The 25170-nt window shown below is 37.9% G+C and carries 27 protein-coding genes; 21 read left to right on the top strand and 6 right to left on the bottom strand.

From position 1 onward, the window contains the following. Nucleotides 1–134: 134 nt before the first annotated feature. Complete coding sequence (locus RZ79_RS05380; RefSeq protein ID WP_054450411.1) at nucleotides 135–551, top strand: bis(5'-nucleosyl)-tetraphosphatase; 417 nt, start codon at nucleotides 135–137, stop codon at nucleotides 549–551. Nucleotides 552–554: 3 nt separating this feature from the next. Continuing rightward, entirely contained in the window at nucleotides 555–1121 is a 567-nt protein-coding gene (locus tag RZ79_RS05375) for a guanylate kinase (RefSeq protein WP_054450409.1), read from the top strand. A gap of 30 nt (nucleotides 1122–1151) precedes the next feature. On the opposite strand, the gene RZ79_RS05370 is transcribed toward RZ79_RS05375, so the two are convergent. From RZ79_RS05370 to hflX, 3 genes are read right to left on the bottom strand one after another with little or no spacing between them, the layout of a single operon-like run. Then, nucleotides 1152–1475 carry an AzlD domain-containing protein gene (locus tag RZ79_RS05370; protein WP_054450407.1) on the bottom strand — a complete coding sequence of 108 codons (324 nt, stop codon included), beginning with the start codon at nucleotides 1473–1475 and terminating at the stop codon, nucleotides 1152–1154. Continuing rightward, nucleotides 1462–2169, bottom strand: a complete 708-nt coding sequence (locus tag RZ79_RS05365) for an AzlC family ABC transporter permease (protein WP_054450404.1) — start codon at nucleotides 2167–2169, stop codon at nucleotides 1462–1464. Before RZ79_RS05365 ends, RZ79_RS05370 begins: the two co-directional genes overlap by 14 nt. 25 nt (nucleotides 2170–2194) lie before the next feature. After that, nucleotides 2195–3472: a GTPase HflX gene (gene hflX, locus RZ79_RS05360; RefSeq protein ID WP_412031077.1), complete on the bottom strand. Its 1278-nt coding sequence runs from the start codon at nucleotides 3470–3472 to the stop codon at nucleotides 2195–2197. Nucleotides 3473–3783: 311 nt separating this feature from the next. Between hflX and RZ79_RS05355 the strand changes: the two genes are divergently transcribed. From RZ79_RS05355 to RZ79_RS05335, 5 genes are all read left to right on the top strand, one after another. Then, the gene (locus RZ79_RS05355; protein WP_054450397.1) at nucleotides 3784–5409 is read left to right on the top strand and encodes a peptide ABC transporter substrate-binding protein; all 1626 of its coding nucleotides are present in this window, start codon (nucleotides 3784–3786) and stop codon (nucleotides 5407–5409) included. A 129-nt stretch (nucleotides 5410–5538) separates the two neighbouring features. After that, on the top strand, nucleotides 5539–6468 hold the full coding sequence (opp3b, locus tag RZ79_RS05350; protein WP_053795722.1) for an oligopeptide ABC transporter permease: 930 nt from the start codon (nucleotides 5539–5541) through the stop codon (nucleotides 6466–6468). Nucleotide 6469: 1 nt separating this feature from the next. Further along, nucleotides 6470–7489, top strand: coding sequence for an ABC transporter permease (locus RZ79_RS05345; RefSeq protein ID WP_034535080.1), 1020 nt, complete (start codon nucleotides 6470–6472; stop codon nucleotides 7487–7489). Nucleotides 7490–7498: 9 nt separating this feature from the next. Then, on the top strand, nucleotides 7499–8545 hold the full coding sequence (locus RZ79_RS05340; protein WP_054450395.1) for an ABC transporter ATP-binding protein: 1047 nt from the start codon (nucleotides 7499–7501) through the stop codon (nucleotides 8543–8545). Between the two features lie 11 nt (nucleotides 8546–8556). Continuing rightward, nucleotides 8557–9498 carry an ABC transporter ATP-binding protein gene (locus RZ79_RS05335; RefSeq protein ID WP_034531457.1) on the top strand — a complete coding sequence of 314 codons (942 nt, stop codon included), beginning with the start codon at nucleotides 8557–8559 and terminating at the stop codon, nucleotides 9496–9498. 45 nt (nucleotides 9499–9543) lie between these two features. Here the strand turns inward: RZ79_RS05335 and RZ79_RS05330 are convergent, their stop codons facing one another. After that, entirely contained in the window at nucleotides 9544–10206 is a 663-nt protein-coding gene (locus RZ79_RS05330) for a histidine phosphatase family protein (protein ID WP_326865216.1), read from the bottom strand. 152 nt (nucleotides 10207–10358) lie between these two features. On the opposite strand from RZ79_RS05330, the gene helD reads away from it, so the two are divergent. The 9 genes from helD to RZ79_RS05285 all read left to right on the top strand — a co-directional run bounded on the left by helD (nucleotide 10359) and on the right by RZ79_RS05285 (nucleotide 20232). After that, nucleotides 10359–12659: an RNA polymerase recycling motor HelD gene (gene helD, locus RZ79_RS05325; protein ID WP_054450389.1), complete on the top strand. Its 2301-nt coding sequence runs from the start codon at nucleotides 10359–10361 to the stop codon at nucleotides 12657–12659. A gap of 117 nt (nucleotides 12660–12776) precedes the next feature. Continuing rightward, nucleotides 12777–13700, top strand: coding sequence for a type I pantothenate kinase (gene coaA / locus RZ79_RS05320; RefSeq protein ID WP_054450383.1), 924 nt, complete (start codon nucleotides 12777–12779; stop codon nucleotides 13698–13700). A gap of 77 nt (nucleotides 13701–13777) precedes the next feature. Then, a complete protein-coding gene (gene guaA, locus RZ79_RS05315) occupies nucleotides 13778–15325 on the top strand; it encodes a glutamine-hydrolyzing GMP synthase (protein ID WP_080997482.1) in 1548 nt (515 codons plus the stop codon). A gap of 180 nt (nucleotides 15326–15505) precedes the next feature. Further along, the gene (locus tag RZ79_RS05310) at nucleotides 15506–15958 is read left to right on the top strand and encodes a hypothetical protein (protein ID WP_054450382.1); all 453 of its coding nucleotides are present in this window, start codon (nucleotides 15506–15508) and stop codon (nucleotides 15956–15958) included. A gap of 11 nt (nucleotides 15959–15969) precedes the next feature. Continuing rightward, a complete protein-coding gene (locus RZ79_RS05305) occupies nucleotides 15970–16368 on the top strand; it encodes a lipocalin family protein (RefSeq protein ID WP_054450379.1) in 399 nt (132 codons plus the stop codon). Nucleotides 16369–16385: 17 nt separating this feature from the next. Beyond that, nucleotides 16386–17108, top strand: a complete 723-nt coding sequence (locus RZ79_RS05300; protein WP_054450377.1) for a hypothetical protein — start codon at nucleotides 16386–16388, stop codon at nucleotides 17106–17108. Between the two features lie 266 nt (nucleotides 17109–17374). Beyond that, nucleotides 17375–18391 (top strand): alcohol dehydrogenase AdhP, encoded by a 1017-nt coding sequence (adhP, locus tag RZ79_RS05295; RefSeq protein ID WP_034535094.1) that lies wholly within the window; start codon nucleotides 17375–17377, stop codon nucleotides 18389–18391. Between the two features lie 76 nt (nucleotides 18392–18467). After that, nucleotides 18468–19856: a flavocytochrome c gene (locus RZ79_RS05290; protein WP_054450374.1), complete on the top strand. Its 1389-nt coding sequence runs from the start codon at nucleotides 18468–18470 to the stop codon at nucleotides 19854–19856. A 22-nt stretch (nucleotides 19857–19878) separates the two neighbouring features. Further along, entirely contained in the window at nucleotides 19879–20232 is a 354-nt protein-coding gene (locus RZ79_RS05285) for a hypothetical protein (protein ID WP_054450372.1), read from the top strand. Nucleotides 20233–20259: 27 nt separating this feature from the next. Here RZ79_RS05285 and RZ79_RS05280 read toward each other — a convergent pair whose 3' ends face one another. Continuing rightward, on the bottom strand, nucleotides 20260–20892 hold the full coding sequence (locus RZ79_RS05280; RefSeq protein ID WP_054450370.1) for a carbonic anhydrase family protein: 633 nt from the start codon (nucleotides 20890–20892) through the stop codon (nucleotides 20260–20262). A 97-nt stretch (nucleotides 20893–20989) separates the two neighbouring features. On the opposite strand from RZ79_RS05280, the gene RZ79_RS05275 reads away from it, so the two are divergent. The 5 genes from RZ79_RS05275 to RZ79_RS05255 all read left to right on the top strand — a co-directional run bounded on the left by RZ79_RS05275 (nucleotide 20990) and on the right by RZ79_RS05255 (nucleotide 24739). Further along, on the top strand, nucleotides 20990–21880 hold the full coding sequence (locus RZ79_RS05275) for an RluA family pseudouridine synthase (RefSeq protein ID WP_054450366.1): 891 nt from the start codon (nucleotides 20990–20992) through the stop codon (nucleotides 21878–21880). After that, the gene (locus tag RZ79_RS05270; protein ID WP_053791948.1) at nucleotides 21873–22634 is read left to right on the top strand and encodes a DUF1003 domain-containing protein; all 762 of its coding nucleotides are present in this window, start codon (nucleotides 21873–21875) and stop codon (nucleotides 22632–22634) included. Before RZ79_RS05275 ends, RZ79_RS05270 begins: the two co-directional genes overlap by 8 nt. Next, nucleotides 22634–23032 carry a hypothetical protein gene (locus tag RZ79_RS05265; RefSeq protein WP_034535177.1) on the top strand — a complete coding sequence of 133 codons (399 nt, stop codon included), beginning with the start codon at nucleotides 22634–22636 and terminating at the stop codon, nucleotides 23030–23032. The genes RZ79_RS05270 and RZ79_RS05265 overlap by 1 nt, the downstream gene beginning before the upstream one ends. A 175-nt stretch (nucleotides 23033–23207) precedes the next feature. After that, a complete protein-coding gene (locus RZ79_RS05260) occupies nucleotides 23208–23750 on the top strand; it encodes a GNAT family N-acetyltransferase (RefSeq protein ID WP_034531473.1) in 543 nt (180 codons plus the stop codon). A gap of 74 nt (nucleotides 23751–23824) precedes the next feature. Then, nucleotides 23825–24739: a cation diffusion facilitator family transporter gene (locus RZ79_RS05255; RefSeq protein WP_053795706.1), complete on the top strand. Its 915-nt coding sequence runs from the start codon at nucleotides 23825–23827 to the stop codon at nucleotides 24737–24739. Nucleotides 24740–24809: 70 nt separating this feature from the next. On the opposite strand, the gene RZ79_RS05250 is transcribed toward RZ79_RS05255, so the two are convergent. Further along, on the bottom strand, nucleotides 24810–25154 hold the full coding sequence (locus tag RZ79_RS05250) for a hypothetical protein (protein ID WP_054450365.1): 345 nt from the start codon (nucleotides 25152–25154) through the stop codon (nucleotides 24810–24812). Nucleotides 25155–25170 lie beyond the last annotated feature (16 nt).

The following is a 25170-nucleotide window of genomic DNA, read 5'->3' as shown; positions in this document are numbered from 1 at the left end:
CTCCTAACTTATGTATAGGTTTGTTTTCATTATATCAGATTAAGTAAAACATCTATTCAGTTTTACTGATAAATACTTAATGATAATCTAGCAAAATGATATAATGATAGCAAATCAAATGTGGAGGGATGATTATGGTAACAGAGATTGACGGAGGTGCCATCGTGTACCGTGTAGTTGATAATAAGCCAGTCTACCTATTAGAGAAAAGTGCTACTAGTGACTTCTGGGGATTCCCTAAAGGCCACGTTGAAGGCGATGAAACGTTAGAACAAGCAGCAATTAGAGAAATTAAGGAAGAAACCGGCATTAACGCCACTATTGATACCGAATTTAGTATTGATGCAAACTATGACATGAAAAATGGTCACCATAAAGTGGTTACTTTCTATACTTCTCAAGTCGATAGTGATAAAGTAACGTTACAAGCTGAAGAAATCAGCGACTATGTCTGGGCTCCTTTTGATGAAGCAATGAAGATTGTTACCTTCGATAACCTAAAAGACATTTTGAAACAGACTAACGAATACATCGTAGAAAAGCTGGGATAGCCAATGGATGCAAAGAAATTAATAGTGATTACCGGTCCGGCAGGAAGTGGTAAGACTTCTCTTCGCGACTACGTGATTGACAAATACCACGCAGCTAAAGTAATTACACATACCACAAGAGCACCACGATATGGTGAACAAAATGGTATTGATTATTATTTTGAAAATAACGAATCATTTAATCAATTGCATTTATTGGAACACGTTGAATATTCAAATGCCAAATACGGCTCCTCAATGGAGGGCATTAACGAAGCATGGTCCAAAAATGATTTAGCAATTATTGTTTTAGATACATTGGGTGCATCTACATATAAGGAAAAACTAGGGGATCAAGCAATCGTTTGGTTTGTCCAAGTCAACGACCCGGTTATCTTACGTGAACGAATGATTAAACGCGGTGATGACATTGAACGTGTTAATCAAAGAATTAGCAGCAATGAATACAAACGCGATATCGAAATCCCAGATAATTTGAAAGATGTCGCAACAGTAATTGAAAATAATGATTGGCAAAAAGCGCAAAACCAAGTTGATGAATTAATTAAAACAATCAAAAAAAAGACCTAACGTAATGTTAGGTCTTTTTATTTATATTATTTATATTAATCGAATGATTGCTAATGAGATAATCCCAACAATCACGACTACTAATAAACTCTTGGTGATGATGGCAGCAATAACTGATGGAATTGATGCGATTAGGTTTCCCCAGTTGATTGAAGGTAAGTGGCCCAGGTGTTGGACGAATAGTTGTGAGAACCATAACGTTGCCATGATCACGATGGGGACAAAACTTAAAAACTCTTCAACAGTTTTTGATAGTTTAAATTTCTTTAACAGGATGAATGGCAATACACGTGAAAGCCATGTTACTAAGGTACATCCAATGATGGTTAATAGCGTGAAATTAAAAGAAGACATGTTTGATAATCACTCCAATCAGACAAGTAATTAGTGTTACTAGTAGGATTAATAGGTTTCTTGGAATAAAGATTAATCCAATAAATACCATGATTAAGGTGATTAAAATCATCAGTAGCTTTAATTTCAATGGCATACCGTTTTTGGCAATCACTTGTAGATATAATAATCCGATAAACATTGCAACAAGGGCAAAGTCTAATCCAATTGCGTATGGATTATGGATAAAACTACCGGCAACTGCGCCGACAAACGAGGCACCAGCCCAGGTTAGATAAGAGACGATGTTAGCGGTATTGAACCAGGTAAACGTTAACTGATTATCTGTGTAGTTAACTTTATTCATACCCAACGCAAAACTCTCATCGGTTAAAAAAGAACCAATTAAAATATTCTTTAACATCGAATCATTTTTGAAATATGGAGCGGTGGTGATACTCATTAGAATCATTCTGGAGTTTACCAGAAAAATTGCTAGCACAATCGAAAAGATTGGATTATGCAAAGCCATCATTGATACCAAAATAAATTGTGCTGATCCAGCATAAACAGTCAATGATAAGATGGCGACTAGCCAGGGGCTAAAGCCAAGGGATTTCCCGATAATTCCAAAGGCTAATCCAATTCCAATGTATCCAAACATGGTGGGGATACTTTCTTTAATTGCTGACCTTGCAGTTAGTTGATTGTCGATATCTCATCACATCCTTAGAAAAAAATTAGTTATTAATAAGATATTGTTTAAATCGTTCACTGTCAACTGCCGTTAGTTCTGCTTTAATCTTGGTTCCTTCGGCAACATATTCGGTTGAAAGCACGTTGGCCTTAGTATTTAGGTAGTTGACGATGTCACCTTTATCAAACGGAATTAAAAATTCTTCGGTGACGTAATCCTTGTAACTATTTTCTCTAATGATTTGAATCAATTCATCAATGGAGTCTTCTTCAAGTGCTGCCATGATTAGGTTATCACCAGCACGTTGGGGACGAGGTTCGTCTAGGATGTCGGCCTTATTGAAGACGGTAATCATTGGGATATTTTCGACCCCGATTTCCTTCAATGTTTGTTCGGTGGTCTTCATCATTAGTTCCTTATTTTCATCGGCTTCGTCGACTACTTGGACCAATAGATCCGCATTAGCAGCTTCGGCCAAAGTAGAACGGAAGGCCTTCACCAATTGGTGAGGTAACTTACTTACGAAGCCAACGGTGTCAGATAACAACATAGTTTTGTTGTCATCGAAAATTAGTTTTCTAACGCTGGTATCCAAGGTAGCAAACAACATGTTTTTAACCATGACTTGTTTTTCTTGGTTTTCACCGTAGCGGTTAACCAGTTGGTTCATGATGGTTGACTTACCGGCATTGGTGTATCCAACTAAGGCAACAGTAGGGATGTTTTTTCCATCACGTTGCTTTCTTTGGGTTAAGTCTGATTTTTGGATATCCTTTAGTTCTTGTTTAATGTGAGAAATATCCTTTTCAATCACACGACGGTTTAATTCCAGTTGAGATTCACCGGAACCACGGTTGGTGAACCCACCACCCCCGCTACCAGTTTGTTGATCTAGTCGTTGACTAGCACTGGTGTGCAAACGAGGTAGTTGGTATTGCAACTTGGCCAATTGAACTTGAAGTTTGGCTTCGTGAGTTCTGGCACGGTTGGCAAAGATTTCTAAAATTAGACCTGTACGGTCGATGATTTTTGTTTCAGTTTGTTTTTCTAAGTTTCTGATTTGGCTAGGTGATAGTTCATCGTTAACAATGACCATGTCAGCGTCTTTATCCAATACGGTCATCTTTAGTTCTTCAACTTTACCTTTACCGAAGTATGTGGCTTTATCGGGATGATCTAGCTTTTGAACCAGACGAGCCACAACTTCTAGGTTATTAGCTTCAGCTAGGGCAGCTAATTCAGTCATTGAGTACTCGAATTGCTCATTGTCTAGGTTTAAACCGATGATAACGGCAGTTTGTTGTTCTGTATCCAAATGAATACCTCCTTGTTATTTTTATCCATTATACCATTTACGTATCATTAATAAGAATGGTTATAAAAAAGAGAAAGTCTAATAAAAATTAGAGAGTTTTAATATAATTATGAGCATATCTTTTATAATAATTAGATTATCTAATGTATCTAAATGGTCTGATAAATTAACGTTTTCTTTACTTTTTAAGATACAAATATTCAACTAAATTAGAAATAAATTAGAAAAAGTATTGCGCTTTATAATAGATTGGTGGTATTATTTTCACAATCCTTTTAAACAAAAACTTTTTAGTAAGGAAATTGGGGGTAATGGAAATGAAAATGAAATCCGTAGTAAAGCTAGGGGTTGTTGGTGCTGCATCAGCATTCCTACTAGCGGCTTGTGGTAATTCTTCAAAGGAATCCACAAGTAAGTATATTAATTGGCAAGAATCAGCTGGATTAAATACATTAGATGCTTCAAAATTAACAGATAGTGAAAGCATGGTAATGGTTGGTAATAGTAACGAAGGTTTATTATTAAATGGACCTAATAATACTATTAAGCCAGGTGTTGCTGAAAGTTACAAGGTATCAAAAGACGGTAAAACATATACATTCAACTTACGTCATTCAAAGTGGAGTAATGGTAAGCCCGTAACTGCCAAAGACTTTGTCTATGGTTGGCAACGTACTGTAAATCCTAAGACTGCTTCACAATATTCATACTTATTAGATCATGTTAAGAATGCAACAGAAATTTCAGCAGGAAAGGCACCAGTCTCATCATTAGGTGTTAAAGCTGAAGGTGACTACAAACTTGTAGTTACACTTAATAGACCTCAATCATACTTCAAGTACATCGTTGCGATGGCGGCTTGCTACCCTCAAGATAAAGCGACCGTTGAAAAATATGGTTCTGCTTATGCCACAAACAGTAAAGCGATGTTGTACAATGGACCATTCAAGGTTGAAGGTTGGAATGGTACAAACGATACTTGGACTTTGGTTAAGAACAAGGACTACTACAATGCAAGCAAGGTTAAGGTTGCTGGTATTAAATTCAGTGTTCAAAAAGATGCTAACACTGCATTAAACCAATATGAAACTGGTCAACTTGACGAAACTACATTAGTTGGTCAACAACAAGTTGGTAAGTACAAATCAAGTTCTGAATTACATAACGTAAAGCAGGCAAGTACATTCTATCTAGAAATGAATGAAAAGGCGGATTCATACTTTAAGAACGCTAACATTAGAAAAGCTCTATCACTTGTAATAGATAGAGATCAATTCACTAAAGATACTTTGGGTGACGGTTCTACTTCTGCTCAAGGACTTGTTTCTCCTGGTATGTCACAATACAAGGGTGTTGATTTTACAAAAGCAGCTGGGACTAAAACTGGTGTTTCTTATAATGTATCCGAAGCTAAAAAACTATGGGCTAAGGGGTTAAAGGAAGTTGGTAAGAAATCAATTAACTTTACATTATTAGCTGATGACACACCACAAGGTAAGAGCACAACAGAATACCTACAAACTGCATTTGCTAACCTACCTGGTCTAAAAGTTTCTTCTCTAAATGTTCCTTATAAAACTAGATTAAGTCGTTCACAAAATGGTCAATTCGATATGGTAGTTAGTGGTTGGTACGCAGACTTCCCTGACCCAATTTCATTTATGTCATTACTCACTTCTGATGGTTCATACAACAACGGTAAGTGGAGCAATGCAAAATACGATGAATTGGTTAAAAATGCCGAGGGTTCAGATTCAAACAATGTTGCAAAACGTTGGGATGACCTTGTAAACGCTGAAAAAATCCTAATGAATGATCAAGGCGTAATTCCTCTATACCATAAGGTTCAACCAAATGTAATTAAACCACGTGTAAGTGGAGTACAATTCTTCCCTACAGGATTATCAACCGACTTTAGAGATGCTACAATTTCAAAAAAGTAAAAAGTTAAATTAAATTAAGTTTTTTCATTGAGAAGAGTTTTAGATAACTACTATAATGGATATAGTCGAATCTAAAACTCTTCCGTACATAAAGGGGCATTTTCCCGAAAGATTGTGAGGATAAAAAATATGGTTAAGTTTTTAGCAAAACGAGTTTTTTACTTGTTATTAACGTTATTCATAGTTGTGACTGTGACGTTCTTCTTAATGAAGTTAATGCCAGGAACACCGTTGACTAACGAAGCCAAACTTTCCCCAGCCGAACGTTATATGGTGTTAAAACAATACGGCTTGGATAAACCAGTTTGGCAACAATATATTAGTTACCTAGTGAACGCTGTTCACGGTAACTTTGGAACATCATTCCAATTCAGTGATCAACCAGTTTCATACCTAATCTCAAGTCGTATGGGACCATCACTTCTATTGGGTGCTCAAGCAATGGTTGTCGGTGTTATCGCTGGTATCATTGTTGGTGCTATCGGGGCAATCAAGAAGAGTACTTGGGTTGATACTTCAACTACTATCATCTCAATTCTAGGAATTTCAATTCCATCATTCGTCTTCTCAGTATTACTACAATACGTAATTGCTTTGAAGTGGGGATTACTACCAATCGCCGGTTGGAGTGGATTTGCATACACAATTCTTCCAACATTAGCATTGGCAGCAATGCCATTAGCCGAATCGGCACGTTTCGTACGTACTGAAATGGTTGACGTTTTAAGTTCAGACTACATTGAACTAGCAAGAGCCAAGGGACTAAGCAAATTCGGTATTATTTACCACCATGCTCTAAGAAATAGTTTAATCCCATTGGTAACAATCATCGGTCCATTGGCCGTAAACATCATGACTGGATCGCTAGTTGTTGAAAACATTTTCGCAATTCCAGGTATTGGTGAACAATTCGTTAACTCAGTGTTAACAAACGATTACCCAACAATCATGGGACTTACAGTTATGTATTGTTTCCTATTATGTGTCGTATTATTAATCACCGACATCGTATACGGAATAATCGATCCAAGAATCAGAGTAGCAGGGGGAAGAGAATAAAATGGCAGATAAAGCAAAACAACTACCAAAAGACGCCTTTGAACCATTATCAGATGGTGCACATTTAGATAATGAAAAAATTGCGGCTCCTTCTCTTACTTTTGTGAAGGATTCATGGCGTCGTCTAAAGAAAAACAAAGCGGCAATGATTTCACTATACATTTTGATTTTCTTATTTGTCGTATCATTTGGATCAGCATTGATTCCTGCATTCAGCAGCATTTCAACTCATCCAAACTTAAACAACTTACCACCACGTATTCCTGGAATTGACATTCCTGGATTTAATGGAACTTTAGTGCAAGGTGGAGCACGTGTTAACGCCTATACTGGTGCTGCTGCTAACCATTACTTCTGGTTAGGTAGTGACTACTTAGGTCGTGACTTGTTCGCAAGAACATTATTCGGTACTAGAATTTCACTATTAATCGCCGTTGTTGCAACTTTCTTCGATTTGACTATCGGGGTTGCTTACGGAATTATCTCAGGTTGGATTGGTGGAAAAGTTGATACTTTCATGCAACGTGTCATTGAAATCCTACTATCAATTCCTAACCTAGTTGTGATGATTCTTCTACTATTGGTATTAAAACCAGGTATTCCTGCAATCATCATCGCGATTGCATTTACCAGTTGGATCAACATGGCTCGTTTAGTTCGTGCTCAAACACTTGAACTAAAGAGTCAAGAATTCGTGCTAGCTGCACGTTCGCTGGGTGAAAGTTCATTTAAGATTGCTTTCAAGCACTTATTACCAAACTTAACTTCAGTGATCATTATTAATACTATGTTCACTATTCCAAGTGCTATCTTCTTCGAAGCATTCCTATCATTTATCGGAATTGGGGTTCCAGCTCCAGCAGCTTCATTAGGTACTTTGATTAGTAACGGTCAAAAGTCATTCCAATTCTTACCATATCAAATGTGGGTTCCAGCAATCGTTCTTTCATTATTAATGATTGCATTCAACATTTTAGGTGATGGTCTAAGAGATGCATTTGACCCTAAATCAAGAGAGTAGGTGACAAGAATGGAAAACAAGGAAAACATCCTAGAAGTTAGAAATTTATCAATTAATTTCAAAACTTACGCGGGTACTGTTCAAGCCATTCGTGACATTAGTTTTGATTTAAAGAAGGGTGAAACCCTAGCAATCGTTGGGGAATCAGGTTCTGGTAAATCAGTAACTACTCGAAGCATTATGGGTTTGAACGCAGCCAACGCTGATGTTGTCGATGGAAGCATCGAATTCGATGGCCAAGACATTTTAAAACTAGATGAAAAAGAATTAAGTAAATTACGTGGTAGCAAGATTGCTGAAATCTTCCAAGATCCAATGACTTCATTGGACCCAACTATGAAGATTGGTCGTCAAGTTGCTGAACCACTAATGATTCACCAAGGTTTATCCAAAGAAAAAGCAATGGCTAAAGCCTTGGAAATGTTGAAACTTGTAGGTATTACTAATGCCGAAGAACGAATCAATGACTACCCATACCAATTCTCTGGTGGGATGAGACAAAGAATCGTGATTGCGATTGCGTTAGTAAACTACCCAGAAATCTTAATCGCTGATGAACCAACCACTGCGTTGGACGTTACCATCCAAGCTAAGATTCTGGAATTAATGAAGGAATTACAAACTAAGATTAACACTTCAATCATCTTCATTACCCATGATTTAGGGGTAGTTGCAGGAATGGCTGATCGTGTTGCAGTTATGTATGCGGGTAAAATCGTTGAATACGGAACTGTTGATGAAATTTTCTACAATCCAAAGCACCCATACACTTGGGGATTATTAGGTTCAATGCCTACTTTGGATACCGACGAAGATGTATTACCATCAATCCCAGGTACTCCTCCAGACCTATTGGAACCACCAGTAGGGGATGCATTTGCTGCTAGAAATAAGTATGCATTAAAGATTGACACAATTGAACAACCACCATTCTTTAAAGTTTCTGACACTCACTACGCGGCAACATGGTTGTTAGATGATAGAGCTCCTAAAGTGACTCCACCAGCTGACATCGTAAAGCGTCAAGAACACTTTAAAAATACTAAACAAGGATAGGTGGTGACAATATGTTAGATAAAGATGCACCAAAAATTTTAGAAGTAAAGAATTTAAAACAATACTTTAACGTTGGTCGTAAAGACGAAGTTAGAGCTGTTGATGATATTACCTTCAACGTCCATGAAGGGGAAACCTTCGGACTAGTTGGTGAATCTGGCTCCGGAAAGACAACCACAGGTCGTGCAATTAGTCATTTGTATGAACCAACAGGTGGCGAAATCATCTTTGAAGGTAAAGATGTTTCAAAATTAAAGACTAAAAAAGATGAAAAAGAATTCAGAAGTGATATCCAAACTATCTTCCAAGACCCTTACGCATCATTAAACCCTCGTATGAAGGTTAAAGACATTATTGCAGAAGGTATCGACATTAACCACTTAGCCAAAGACAAGGCTGATCGTGATGCCCAAGTCGAAGAATTATTGGAAACTGTTGGTTTGAACAAAGAACATGCCAATAGATATCCGCATGAATTCTCTGGTGGACAACGTCAAAGAATTGGGATTGCCCGTGCCTTAGCTGTTAAACCTAAGTTCATCATTGCCGATGAACCAATCTCAGCATTGGACGTGTCAATCCAAGCCCAAGTAGTTAACCTACTTAAGGACTTACAAAAGAAACGTAAGCTAACATACTTATTTATTGCCCATGATTTATCAATGGTTAAATACATTAGTGACCGTATCGGTGTCATGCACTATGGTCGTATGTTAGAAATCGCTGATGCCGATGAACTATATGCTCATCCATTACACGACTACACTAGAAGTTTACTTTCAGCTGTTCCAGTACCGGACCCTGAATTTGAAAGACAACGTGAGATCGTAGATTACGATGCAAGTGTTGAAAGTGACGGAAAGCAACGTAAGTTAGTTGAAATTGCTCCTAACCATTATGTTCGTGCTGCCGATGACGAAATTCAAATGTACAAGGATCGCTTAAACAGCTAAAAAAATAACCGTTACTTTGTTAAGTAACGGTTATTTTTACGTTGATTAGACGTTTTCACTTAAGTTGTTGTAGTATTCAACGCTGATTTCACTGGCGTGAGCATTTGATACTAGCTTTGAAACACTTCCGTTTTCGATTGGTTCGGAAACGTCGATGGTGTCATCCTTGAATTGGTCAACAGCCCATCTGATGATGGTACCGTGAGCCGCAATCATGATGTTGTCACCGTCGTTAGCGTTTTGAATGACTTTCTTTAAGCCAGGGATGAAACGATTCAATAAGTCTTGATTGTTTTCAGCATCACCGTATGGATCGTGGGCAGCGATTAAATCGGCTGTACCACCCATACCTAGTTTGCTAATCATCTTGGCGTAATTGTCCATGCCGTCTGGTCCACCAATTTGGTGCCATGCAGCTTCGCTATCGTTTCCTTCAAAGTAACCAAAGTTTTCTTCACGGAAAGCTTTATCTGCAATAGGTTCTTCAATATCTGAGGGATTTTGTTGCAATACATATTTTCCAGTATCAAAAGCACGAGGCATATCACTGGAATATGCGTGATTAAATGTAATTGAACTTAATCTTTTTCCGGCATCAATGGCATCGGCAATTCCCTTTTCAGTAAGAGGGGCGTTAGCGATTCCTTGAATACGGTTGTATTTATTTAAATAAGTTTGTCCATGACGAACAAGATAAATGTTAATCATCAGAAAAAACCTCCTGACATATTTGTATGCCTACATTTTATCATATATGGAAGAGGTAGAGAAAAGATTAGGTTAAGTCTGGGATGACTTTTCTTTCTATCATATATGTGCTAAAATTAATAACCAAATTTTAAGATAGGAGCGTAGCTCAAATGTCTGAATCAATTAAAGAACAAGAACAAAAACACTTAAATGATGTTTTAGCCAAGGTTGAAGTTGCCAAAGCTGAAGCCGTTAAGAAAATTAATCGTGCCGAAAAAGATGAACACGATATCAATAAAAACTTCTATAATGATGTGCGTTTGAAGACCAGTACTTACTCTGGAATGATGGAAACATCAGTCTCCATTCGCCAACAACAACAAATGCTAGAAGAACGTGAAAATAGTTGGAAACATGCAACTAAGGAATACGACAAGCTTGCCAAGATGCAAGAACGTCCTTACTTTGCTCGTCTAGACTTCGAAGAAGAAGGCGAACACAAGGCAGAAACTATTTATATCGGTTTAGGTTCTTTTGCCGATAGTCCAGATCACTATTTGATTTATGACTGGCGTGCTCCAATTTCGAGTATCTACTACGATAGCAAAATTGGTAAATTGACCTACCACACACCAATGGGTGAACAAACCGTAAACGTAACTTTAAAACGTCAATTCCAAATCAAGGATGGCAAGATTGAAACCATCTTTGATACCGACCAAGTGGTTGGAGATCAAATGCTATTGGATAACCTAAATGGTAAGTCCAATACTAAGATGAAGAGTATCGTTACTACCATCCAAAGAGAACAAAACAAGATTATCAGAGATACCAAGTCCGACTTGTTATTCGTGCAAGGGGCCGCTGGTTCAGGTAAGACCGCTGCAGTATTGCAACGTGTCGCTTTCCTACTGTACCAATACAGAGGAAAACTAAGTTCAGCGCAAGTCGTATTGTTCTCACCTAATCAATTGTTTAATGATTACATCAACCAAGTTTTGCCTGAATTGGGTGAACAAAATATGGTGCAAATGACTTACTACCAATACAGTAGTTTGCGTGTGCCTAAGTTTAAGGTTGAAACCCTTTCAGAACGTTTCGAAGAAGATAATTCTGAAGATAAGAAACTAAGAAACATCAACAACCTAAAGAATAGTCTGGAATTCTTCAAGGCTGAAACTGCCTACACTAACCATTTGAACAGTGAAGACATGAAGTTCAAAAACTTGAAGTTCCAAGGCGATATCTTTATCTCAAAGGAACAAATCGCAGAAATTTACTACAGTTTTAATGAAAACTACAACCTAAGAAATCGTCTAGACGCTACCAAGGAACGCTTAATCAAGATTTTGAACCGTCGTGTCAAAGTCGAAATGAAGAAACCATGGGTAGAACAAGCTGTGCAAGACTTGAGTAGAGAACAAATTCAAGCCGTGCAAAACGCCCATCCAGACGAATTCGAAAATGCTGATAAAGAATTCGACTTCCTAGCAAGACACATCGTTATCGGTGCCTTCAAGCGTATTAGAAAACAAATCGTCCACGGTCGTTTCCTAGGGGTTAATAACCAACTAGTGCACTTCTTAAGAAACGTGCCAAACCTAATCGACTTATCCAAGTACGACCTAACCAAGGAAGACTGGGCCAAGTCAGTTGATACTTCAATCAACCAAATGAAGAACGGCCACATCTCAATGTCAGATGTTTCAGTATACCTATACCTATTCGACCGTATCTCAGGTAAACGTCCTAAGACCGACATCAAGTACCTATTCATTGATGAAGTCCAAGACTACACCGCATTCCAAATGGCATTTATGAAGTTCACTTTCCCACGTGCTCGTTTCACCCTATTAGGGGACTTGAACCAAGCTATCTTCACCCATGAAAATAGTCATACATTGCTATCAGAACTATCAACCATGTTTGATCCTGAAAAGACTAACGTCGTGCAACTTACTAAGTCATACCGTTCAACTGAACAAATCACTGACTTCACTAAGCACATTCTAGAAGGCGGTAGCCAAATCGAATCATTCGCGCGTGTTGGGGACAAACCAGTCATGCAAGTTGTAGAAAATAGGAATGCCGCACTCGATAAATTAGTTGCTAGAATTGATAATGATAAGGAAAAACACGATACAACAGCCATTATTGTCAAAACTTTGGCTGATGCGAAGTTATTATCCGAACAATTAGACGACAGAAACGTAAAAAATACGCTTATACAGACCGAGAACCAACGCTTGACCACTGGAACCCTAGTAATACCTGCTTACCTTGCTAAAGGGCTAGAATTTGACTCTGTGGTTATGTTTGACGCAGATGACAAACATTTTGGTGACGAAGCAGACCGTCAATTGGTTTACACAATCTGTACTCGTGCCATGCATGAACTAACAATTATCGCTGAAGGAAAGCCAACTCATTTGTTTGATGTTGTGCCTAGCGATTTATATGATTTACAATAATCGGAATTAGTAACAAATAAAAGCGCCTATCCATAGGGATTAGGCGCTTTTATGTCGTTTTTAAGATGTTCGGTGGTATTATGGACGTACTACTTTTATTTGAACGGAGGCGTAAAATTGTCAGATCCAATCAATTACTACGCATTTAAGAAAGACGAGTGGAAGGACTTATACAAGTTACGCTCGATTCCCGTTACTACCGACGGGCTAAAACAAATCAAGGCCTTTAACGATGAGATTTCCATCCAAGACGTGCGCGACGTCTATATTCCCATCGTTCATTTGTTGGACCTTTGTACCCAAAACTTCAACCAATGGCAAAAGACCAAGACCGCCTTTTTGGATAAACAAGACCGTAAGGTGCCATTTATCATCGGGATTTCCGGAAGTGTGGCCGTTGGTAAGTCTACTACCGCCAGACTATTGGAAGTACTACTATCAAGATACTTTGAAGACAAGAAAATCCAATTAATCACTACCGATGGATTCTTGTACAATTCCGCTGAGTTAAAACGTCGTGGCATCATGGACAGAAAAGGATTCCCAGAAAGTTACGACATGAAGTCATTGATTAACTTCTTAAACGAAGTGAAGTCAGGAAAACACAACGTCAAAGCACCGGTCTACTCACACGACGTCTACGATATCATTCCAGACAAGTTCGATATCATCGACCAACCAGACGTCTTGATTATCGAAGGGATTAACACGTTACAACTACCAAGTAACCAACAAATCTACGTTTCCGACTTTACCGACTTCTCCATCTACATCGACGCCGATGATGATTTGATTGAACAATGGTACATCGAACGTTTCGAAGAGCTAATGGATACCGCGTTCCAAAATCCATCTAACTACTACTACGAAATGGCTCATACCGATCGTAAGAAGGCCATCGATACCGCCAAGGATGTTTGGCAACAAATTAATTTACCTAATTTGCTGGAAAATATTAAGCCTACCAAGACTAGGGCGGACCTAATTATTCACAAAACAGACAACCATCGTATCGATAAAATTTTGCTTAGAAAGTACTAGATTTAATTTGACGCCATTCATTTTTCTATGTATGATAAATACAATTTAATGATTGGAGAGTGAATGGTTTGGCTGAAATGGATTTATCATCGTTTGATAAAATCTTGGTGCTTGACTTTGGAAGTCAATACAATCAATTAATCACCCGTCGTATCCGTGATTTTGGTGTGTATTCTGAATTAAAGCCCCATGATATGACCATCGACGAAATCAAGGCTTTTAACCCTAAAGGGATTATCTTCTCTGGAGGTCCTAACAGTGTTTATGCTGAAGATGCATTGACTGTTGATCCTAAAATTTTCGAAATGAATATTCCAATTCTAGGTATTTGCTATGGTATGCAACTAATGGCATATAACCTAGGTGGAGGACAAGTTGATGGAGAAGACCATGGACAATATGGTCACGCTGACATCGACATTACGTCTGATAATGCGGAACTATTCAAAGATTTGCCTAAGGAAGAACCAGTTTGGATGAGTCATGGAGACCTTGTACGTAAGGTTCCAGATGGCTTTGAAAATGTGGCAACTGCTGACGGTTGCCCAATTACTGCAATGCAAGATACCGCTAGAAAGTTCTATGGGATTCAATTCCATGCGGAAGTTAGAAATACCAAGTACGGTACTGACATCCTAAAGAACTTCGTGTTTAACGTTTGTGGCGCAGAAGCTAACTGGTCAATGAATGACTTTATTGACTTACAAATCAAGCAAATCAGAGAAGAAGTTGGCGACAAGAAAGTTATCTTAGGTCTATCCGGTGGGGTAGATTCAAGTGTAACTGGTGTGTTATTGAACAAGGCCATTGGTGATCAACTAACTTGTATCTTTGTTGACCATGGTTTACTTCGTAAGAACGAAGTGAAGGAAGTAATGGATAGTCTAGAAGGTAAGTTTGGTCTAAACATCATCCAAGTTGATGCAAGTAAACGTTTCTTAGACAAGTTATCCGGTGTTACTGATCCTGAACAAAAGAGAAAGATTATCGGTAATGAATTTATCGAAGTCTTCAATGAAGAAGCTTTGAAGCTTAAGGATGTTGATTTCTTAGCTCAAGGTACCCTATACACTGACGTTATTGAAAGTGGTACTAACACCGCTGAAACTATCAAGTCACACCATAACGTTGGTGGTCTACCAGAAGACCTACAATTCAAACTAATCGAACCAGTTCGTTCATTATTCAAGGACGAAACTAGACGCTTGGGTGAAGAAATGGGAATGCCAGACTACTTAGTATGGCGTCAACCATTCCCAGGTCCTGGTCTAGGTATTCGTGTTATCGGTGAAGTTACTGAAGACAAGCTAGAAATTGTTAGAGATAGTGACTACATTTTACGTCGCGAAATTGCCGCTGCTGGATTAGATAAGGATATTTGGCAATACTTCACCATTTTACCTGGCTTTAGAAGTGTTGGTGTAATGGGTGATGGTCGTACTTATGACTACACCATCGCAATCCGTGCAGTTAATTCCATTGATGGAATGACTGCTGATTTTGCTAAGATTCCTTGGGATGTCTTGTCAGAAATTTCAACTAAGATCACAAACGAAGTAGAAGGGGTAAACCGTGTAGTATACGATATTACTAGTAAGCCACCTTCGACAATTGAATGGGAATAATAAGTTCCTACATGAAAAGAGCTCAACAATTGAAATTGGGCTCTTTTTTTGTATATTAGTGTCTTACTTCCTTAAGAAAAGTTTAATATTCTTATCATTTTCTTATTTTTCTATTTTTTATGGTAATATTTATAATTGATTTATTTATTTCATATACATAAATATTAAGGGGGATGAATTATGAAATTAAATAAAATTATTGCAACGCTTTCCGTTGCAACAATTTTGGGTGGTAGCGCTATTGTTTCTACTCAAATGGTACAACCAGGTGTGACTGCAAATGCAGCTAAGCGCCACAAGAAACATGAGAAGTCTGCCTGGAAACACGGTATGCCAAAGGCACTAAGAGGTAAGTATGAAACAAAGCACTTTGGTGCTGATCTAGTGGAAACATTGGATATGAGAGCCAAGACATTTACTTCATGGGAAGCAGGAATGCCACCATTGGACAACTACCATTTAAGATACAAGGTGGTTGGTCACAACAAGTTTACCATTCTATATGATACTCATGCTGGTAGTAGCTTTAGAGCGTCAAAGAATTCTAAGATTACAATCACCAAGATTAATAAGAACCACTTAAAGGTTCAATATGATCATCACATCTACCGCAAAGTAAAGGAATTAAAATAGGGTGAACAAATATGAATAATCTAAAAGCTAAATTCAAGAATTTAAACAGAGCTCAACAATGCGTATGGATTGGTGGAATCATCGTTGTCGTCCTATTTATTTTCAACGTTGGTAAGAGTACTTTCGCACCAAATCAATTAAGCGGTAGTTATACTGCCACTATCAATGCGGGATTTATGACTTCTAAAGATACAATGAAGTTTGATGGAAACACAGTAACCGAATTAAGAAAGTATGGAAAAGACATTAAGAGTACATACTCTATCGACGGAAACAACATTACTTTCAAGTTTAACGATGGTACTGTAGGTCATGCGAAATTATCAGACGACAGAAAGTCATTTAAAATTACTAGTGCAGAAGGTTTAGCAGCATTAGGTACCGGTATTAAATACACCAAAGATGAGTAATTAAAGGGGATAATAAAATGATTAGTGCAAAAAAAGTATTTGCCACATTTGCTGTAGTGTTTACTTTAGGAGGAGCTGTTAGTTCATTAACTAGTGTTGAAACAAGTAATGTAACTGCACATGCCGCTAAGAAACACGTTAAGAAAGTAAACCATAAGACAAGTAAGGATACTTTCTATCATGTTGCTACAATCTATAATGATGAGATTGGTTCATATTCGATGTGGTCACCAATTGGTGATCCGGCAGTTTATGCTTTAAATCTTCCATACAACAAATATTCAAAGAATCTCTGGCATAGCAATGAAAGACCAGTTAAGGCAAACTACAAAGAATTACAAAAATCTGTGAAAATGAATATCAAAAAGTGGACAACTTTAGATCCGTACATTTATGGAAATCAAAAAAGATTTAGAGATAGGCTATATGATAAAGTAGTCCAAATTAACGGTTATGCATTGTACATTGGCGCAATGCAAAAAAATATCATTCCGTTACTAAAGAATCATATCGATAAAAAGGATTATGATAAATTAGCTTCTATTCAAAGAAAATCAGAAAGTATTAATAAGAGTAAAAAGTATAAAGCATTACTTAAACATACAGATAAGTATTATATTCATGGTAATGAAGTATTAAACAGTGATAAAAAGTCTTATAAAGAATACAGAAGTAGTTGGGAATTGAACAAAGAATATCTAAGAGTTCTTTCTAAAGTATTTGGCTACCTAAAATATTAATAAAAAAGCTTAACCATTTTGGTTAAGCTTTTTTATTTATTTTATTTTTTGACCATCACCATTAATGACATAAAAAAATAAATTAGGATAGAATTTTTGAAAAATGATAGAACCCTTATGAATAGTGATACTTTTCACAATGTTAGAGCTAAATGATAAAAATGTCATTAAAAATTTATTATTTTTAGCTTTATTATCTGACTATAAGGTGTTACATTATATGTGAAAACAATATCAAGTTTGTATTTATGAAGGAGATTTTATCAATGAAAGCTGCAGTAGTAAGAGACAACTCAGATGGATATGTAGATGTTAAAGATGTTGAACTTCGCCCAATTGAAAATGGTGAAGCTCTAGTTCAAGTTGAATACTGTGGTTTATGCCACACCGACTTACACGTTGCCAATGGAGACTTTGGTGACCAAGCTGGCCGTATTATCGGTCACGAGGGTGTAGGTAAAGTTATTCAAGTTGCCGATGATGTAGATAATCTAAAAATTGGTGATCGTGTATCAATCGCTTGGTTCTTCAAGGGATGCGGTCATTGTGAATACTGCCTAAGTGGTAGAGAAACATTATGTCGAGAAGTTAAGAATGCTGGTTTTACTGTTGACGGTGCAATGGCTGAACAAGTAATTGTTGATGCTAAGTACGCTGTTAAGGTTCCAGAAGGTTTAGACCCAATCGAAGCTACTTCATTAACTTGTGCCGGTGTTACTATGTACAAGGCACTAAAAGTTGGTCACACTAAGCCAGGTCAATGGGTTGAAATGGTAGGTGCCGGTGGTTTAGGTAACCTAGGTGTTCAATTCGCCAACAACGTCTTTGGTGCAAACGTTATCGCCGTTGCTCGTGGTAACAACCTAGAAAAGGCCGAAGAACTAGGTGCTAAGAAGGGTATTGACTACCGTTCAGAAAACCTATCAGAAAAGGTTAAGGAAGAAACTAATGGTGGTGCCCACGTTTCAGTTATCACTGCTGTTAACCCAATCGCCTTTGATCAAGCTATCAATGCTTTACGTCCAGACGGTCACCTAGTTGCCGTGGCGCTACCAAAAGGTAACATGGACCTAAACATTGCCCAAACTGTATTGAACGGAATCCACGTTGAAGGTTCACTAGTTGGTACCAGAGAAGATCTACGTGAAACTTTCCAATTCGGTGCTGAAGGTAAGGTTAAGCCAATCGTTCACACTAGAAAGCTATCAGAAATTAACGATGTTATCGACGAAATGAAGAACGGTAAGATTGTTGGTAGAATGGTTATCGATTTTACTAAATAATTTTTAACTAATTAAAGCATTGTCTTTTGGACAATGCTTTTTTTGTACTAAAATAATGACATTAGGAGGTTTGGTTATGGCTAAATATATTTTTCATCCAAATGACATCAAAGAACTAAAGAAACAATATGATGTAGCAATCGTTGGTTCTGGTGCCACAGGATTAATTAGTGCAATTCAAGCTGCAGAACTGGGTCTAAAACCTGTCGTATTAGAAAAGATGGATAAGTTAGGTGGTAACTCGACCAGAGCTTCTTCTGGAATGAATGCTGCTGAAACTTCCGTTCAATTACAACACCACGTGGTAGACAGTTTTCAAGACTTCTACAATGATACATATATTGGTGGTGGCAAACAAAATAATGTTGATTTATTGAAATACTTTACCGAACATGCTGCGTTAACCGTTGATTGGTTAGCTCAACACGACATCAAACTAGATGACTTAACAATTACTGGTGCGATGAATACTAAGCGTACTCATCGTCCAAGTTCACAAGCTCCGATTGGTGCTTATTTAGTAACTAGTTTCCTACAAATCATCGAAAAGATGGGCATCGAAGTTTACAACAATGTTGATGTTACCAAAATTGATAAATCTGGTGCTAACATCTCAGGTGTTGAAGTTAAGGATGCCGATGGCAACGTTCATTCAATCAAGTCCGGTGCGGTCATTCTAGCTACCGGTGGTTTTGGTGCGAACAAGCAACTAATAGGTCAATACCGTGATGACCTGACTCATTACCGTACCACTAACCAAGAAGGAGCAACCGGCGATGGTTTAAAACTAGCCAGTAATGTTGGGGCAGCTTTGGTAGATATGGATAAGATTCAAGTTCATCCAACTGTTCAACAAGATAATGATCATGCCTTCTTAATTGGTGAAGCTATTCGTGGCGAAGGTGCCATTTTGGTAAATACAAAGGGAGAACGCTTCGTTAATGAACTGGACACTAGACAGAAGGTAACTGATGCAATTAACAAACAAGACACTAAGCATGCTTATTTAATTTTAGATGAAGAAGTGGTCAATCATGCTCAAGCAGTGAAGTTTTATGATTCTATGGGTATGGTAATTCATGGAGATACTATTATCGACTTAGCAAGAAAAATTGGTGCTGATGAAAAGAAATTGTCAGATACAATTGCAAAATGGAACCAGGCTGTTGAAGATGGTAAGGATGACCTTGGCCGTACCACCGGAATGAGTCGCCAATTAATTCATCCAGATTATATGGCCATTCACATTGCTCCAGCCGTTCACTACACAATGGGTGGCATTAAAATTAACCACTTCACTCAAGTTCTAGACAAGAACAATGACGTGATTAATGGTTTATTTGCTGCTGGAGAAACGTCTGGAGGTTTGCACGGTAATAACCGAATTGGTGGTAATTCAATAGCGGAAACAGTGGTATTTGGTCGTCAATCCGGACAACAGGTTTATAAGTATTTAACAAAATAATAAAAATTAAGGAGGGTTGTATATGCATAGTGATATGGCCGAGTGGGTCGCTGCGATTGCTGAAGCGTCCTCAGTATTCGTTGCACTTTTTCTACCGTATTATAATCAACACGTGGAAAATAAACGCAAACTAAGAAATGTAAAAATGTTAATTCATAGAATGGGGAAAAGCTCTATGAATGGAGATGAAGATGCAATGGAACATCTTCAAACTATTTTAACAACAGCATATCTAAAAAATATGAATTCTAAGACTGAAGATGTAATCAATGATGGTCAACAAATACTAGATATCATGAATATGTCTGAGGGGAAACCAAATGCGGAACAAAAGAAGCAAATTAGAGAATTGTTAAAAGAAATTGATGAAATATAAAAAAAGAAGCCACTTTAGTGGCTTCTTTTATTTGTTGTAATATTGAACATTTCTTTCATTTAATGGTTGGCAATCACGATTGTTTTTGCCGAATTGAGCAATGAACCAGTCGACTTGTTTTGGGCTTACCGTCAGATTTGAATTATCAATGACTAACCATTCAATACCCTCTGTTAAAGGAGGAGTGGTTAGTGATCCTTGATAGTGGAAACCGGTAGAAAGACTGGAAATCCAGTTGGTTAGTTTTAATGACACACTGTGGCGATTGCCTTCTTCAAAGTTATTGATAATATCTTGTAACTCTGCGTTAGCGTTTCCCAAGGTAGGAAATATTGCCACTACTACAGTTTGGCCAATTTCATTTTCATGAACTAGATGAATTTCAATTGGATTTATCTTACCGTCGACGATATGTTCAGCAGGAGCATGAAAATGCACTTGTTTGAATTTGAAGTCGCGATTAAAGATGGTAGCTTGGCCCATTCCAGTCAAACGAATGGTAGTTTGGTCATCAATTTCTGTATTTAATTGATAGAACTCATTGGCATGAATTGGCAGATAATCAGCAAGATGTTGACTATCATGAGTTGATAACATAATTGGTGATTGGCATTTACCAAATTCATTCTTCCAATTATTTTGTTCACTATAATCTAACATATGATATGTATCTTCTTTCCATTAATAATATGAGTTTGCTTTTCTAGTATGTTAATATAACATACATGGTAATTAATACAACTCGGAGGAAATTATTGTGCAATTCACATGGCAAAATCAAGATGAACAAAATGCTGGTATCAAGAAGTTTTTAGGTGCCCATGGCGTCTCGCATCGGATGTATAATGATGTTAAATCAACTGGGACAATTCTAGTGAATGGTAACGTAGTTGGTTTGGATTATAAGCTTGCTGTGGGCGACGAAGTGACGGTAATCTTTCCACCGGAAACAAGTGACGATGAGGTTGCATTCAGTGATGAGCCCATCGATGTCATCTATGAAGATGATAATTGGTTGGTGGTGAACAAACCAGCTGGCTTAACCAGTGTGCCAGGACCATCTAACCGTGTCGATACGTTGGTCAACCGCATTAAAGGCTATTTGAAAAAACAGGGTAGTACTGATTTGAGGCCCCATCTAATTACGCGATTGGATCGTTTCACATCTGGCATTGTCTTGGTCGCCAAGAACCGTTTAGCCAATAGTCTAGCTAATCAACAGGTCGCGCAACACAAGATTGATAAGATGTACTACGCTGTTGTGGACGGTATCGGTCTAAATGATCATGGGATGATTGATAAACCAATCGGCCGTGTCGGTGACAATTTCAGAAGAGAGGTCACCGAAGATGGTCAAAAAGCCAAGACCGAATACTGGAATGTTAGCGAGTTTGATGATGCCACACTAGTGCGTTTGAAACTCCACACTGGTAGGACCCATCAAATCAGAGTTCACATGACATCACTAGGTCATCCACTATTGGGGGATGAATTATATCAAGGCCCACTTGATAGAGGAATTGAGCGCCAAGCGCTTCATGCTTACTACATACAGTTTAATGATGAGCTAGCAAATCAAGTTCGCACTTTTGAAGTTGAATTACCAGCGGATATGAAGTCTGTGGTGAAGGAGGATTATAATGACTGAAAAAGCCAAATTAGTACATTGCATTGTCGATGATGCACAACTATATTCTGATGAAGGTTTCTACTTAGGAGACTTGGCCCAACCGATTTCTAATGCGGTCAAGGCCGATTATCCAGGAGCTAAGGTCACCAGTTTTATCTGTTCTCACCATCTATTGAAGTATCGAATGTCCAGGGTGGACTCATTAATCAATGCTGACTTGAAACAAAGTCAAAAGATTAACCGTAAGTTAACCAAGGCACTACAAAGCGATAACTATGAAATCAGAGACGTCAACGAAGCACTGCAACAAAGCCTAACATTTGGACAAAAGATTTCCGATGCCGTCGCTAGATTCGGTGGTAGTTGGACCTTTATCTTCATCTTTATCGTCATCTTGATTATTTGGATGGTCATTAATGGTTTGGCACTATTCGGTGTCCACTTTGATCCTTATCCGTACATTCTATTAAATCTATTCTTGAGTTGTTTCTCAGCAATTCAAGCACCCATCATCATGATGAGTCAAAACCGTGCCGCTGAACGTGACCGTTTGCACTCAGAAAATGATTTTCATGTTAACTTAAAGTCTGAACATGAACTAAGAATTATTCACGCTAAGCTAGACCACTTAACCCAAAATCAATTACCTCATGATTTGGAAGTTGAAAAATTACAACTACAAATCTTAGGTGAAGTCAGAAGTGAGTTAGCTAAGTTGCGTGATGAAAACACTAAATTAAAAGAAAAACTAAAACAACAGGAGAATCAATAATGGAAGATAACATTCAATTAGGTGCAGACGTTTTCAATAAGATGATGTTTGTACTTGAAACACCAGTTACACAAGACAACCACAAGTACTACAAATTCATGGATCAAGAAATGCAAGAAATTGCCGACAACATCTGGGCAATGCCAGCATACATGAAGGAAGACGATGACTTCTCAATGTTCTTCATCATCACGGAAATCGAAAGTGGTGAAACAGTCGTTGCTTTCTCAGAAGGTAGTCTACAAGATGGTAACTTCTCATTAGGAGAACCAATGGTTTCTGGAAAGGGACTTAATATTTTAAACGAACATGATGAAAAAAGAGCAGCCTCAGTTCTTCATTTCTTAAACCAAATTTCCAAAGCAGCTGAAGGAAATTGGCGAATGATTGAGGACTAAAATTACTGATTTTTAACATGTTCCAAACGTGCGTCATGATGGGCTTTATGAGAGTTTTCATAAAAGTCCATTTTTTTGTAAAAAAGTCTTTGCTTTTTGGAAAAATGGTGGTAATATTTTCTAGTCGCTAAGATGCTAAATATTTAAATCAAACACAAAAAGGGGGGCTTAGATCATGTTAATGAGAAGAGCACAAATCGAAGATTTTAACGCAATTGAACAAATTATTTTCGAAGGGAAGGAATTGCTTGCCAAACAGGGTGTGAACCAATGGCAAACAGGCTACCCAAATGCAGAATCATTAATGAATGACATCGTAAACGGATGGACTGTTGTACTTGAAGAAGATGGTGAAATCTTAGGCACAGCTGCCGTGATTGACGGACTAGACACTAGTTACGAAAATCTTGATGGTCAATGGTTGACTGACGGCCCTTACCTATCAATTCACCGCGTTGCAGTTTCCAACAGACACCACGGTAGAGGATTAGCTCAAAAGTTATTTGAAGGAATCTTCAATGCAGTGGAAAAAATGGACAACGTTCAAAGTGTTCGTATTGACACAAACCCACTTAACTTGGGCATGCAACATGTCATCAAGAAAGCTGGTTTTGTAGAAACTGGCAGAGTAGTTCCAATCTCTGCAACAGACCCATCAAACGTCGTAATGAACTACGCATACGAAAGAGTAATTAAACAACCAATGTTAATTGCCTAAGCTGATTTTTTTAAATCAGCTTTTTTTGTATTCTGACAAAAGGTATAATGAAATTGAACAGAGGAGGTGGCATCATGCACGAACATGAACATAACGATGTTAACGCCATGTCGCAACGTCGTTTCTTCACGGTGACAATCTTAAACTCATTAATTACTTTAATTGAGTTTTTAGGGGGAGTTTTTTCAGGAAGTTTGTCACTATTATCAGATGCTTTTCATAATTTCGCGGATTCTGCATCAGTAGTAGGTAGTTATTATGCACACCGAATTAGTCAAAGACCCCAAAATCAATTGAATACCTTTGGTTACAAGCGAGCTCAGATTATCTCAGCGTTTCTAAATTCACTATTTCTAGTGATTATCTCCGTTGTCCTAATCGTTGAAGGGGTGCAAAAACTATTCAAACCAGAACAGATTAACGGGAACTTAATGCTAATTGTTGCTGTGGTTTCGACAGTTGCTAATTTGGTATCCACACTACTACTAAGTCGTGGTTCAAAGCATAACCTAAACATTCGAGCTACATACCTACATCTATTGAGTGATACTTTAGCTTCACTTGGTGTTATCCTAGGTGGGATTTTAATTAAGTTATTCGATTGGGTGCTAGTGGATCCAATCATCACAATCATTGTGGCACTATACATTTCAGCTGAAGCATACCCAATCATCAAAAAGACCGTTAAGATTTTGATGCAGGGCTCGCCAATGGTGGATTGCTATGCAATTCAAAAGGACATGATGAACATTGAAGGAATTACCGGAGTTCACCACGTCCACATCTGGTCGGTAGATGAAAACAGTATCGTATTCTCAGCCCACATTAACATGCGAGACATGCTAATTTCTGAGGCTGAAAAGATTTATGATCCTGTTGCCAAACTTTTACATGATAAGTACGGCATCGAACACGTCACACTTCAAGCCGAAGTGGAACGCGGGAAGAAAGAGGATTTATATCTCGATTCCAGAAACGATATTGATTAATGGATAAAATAAAAAAGGCGCTTTTCAAAACGAAAAGAGTCTTTTTTGTTTTGAAAAACGTCCTTTTAAATTATACCCCGTGAGGAGCAGCAACAAATTGTTTGTCATACCACTCATCCCAAGTGATTTCGCTACTACCATTGGCGAAGTATTGCATATCCAATTCTCCCAATAACTTGGCATAGCTATGACTACAATAAATGATGGTGTCCTTGGCAGCATGTTCTACTGATTCGAACTTGTTGCGGTAGACCTCCTGATTGATTTGCCATAACATCGATTGGTCAGGAACCTGACTTAAAATCTCCATGTTTTGGCTTCTGTAACAGCGAACATAAAATCCGCTGAATGACTTGATACTAGTAACTTTGGCTTGTTCGCTAAGCTCATCGAAATGGAATAACTTTTCTCCCATAAAAACGCCTCACTTT

The organism is Apilactobacillus kunkeei DSM 12361 = ATCC 700308 (genome assembly GCF_001281265.1).
Lineage (GTDB): Bacteria > Bacillota > Bacilli > Lactobacillales > Lactobacillaceae > Apilactobacillus > Apilactobacillus kunkeei.
Note: the sequence above shows the minus strand (reverse complement) of the source record. Positions and strands in the feature narration are given on the sequence as shown.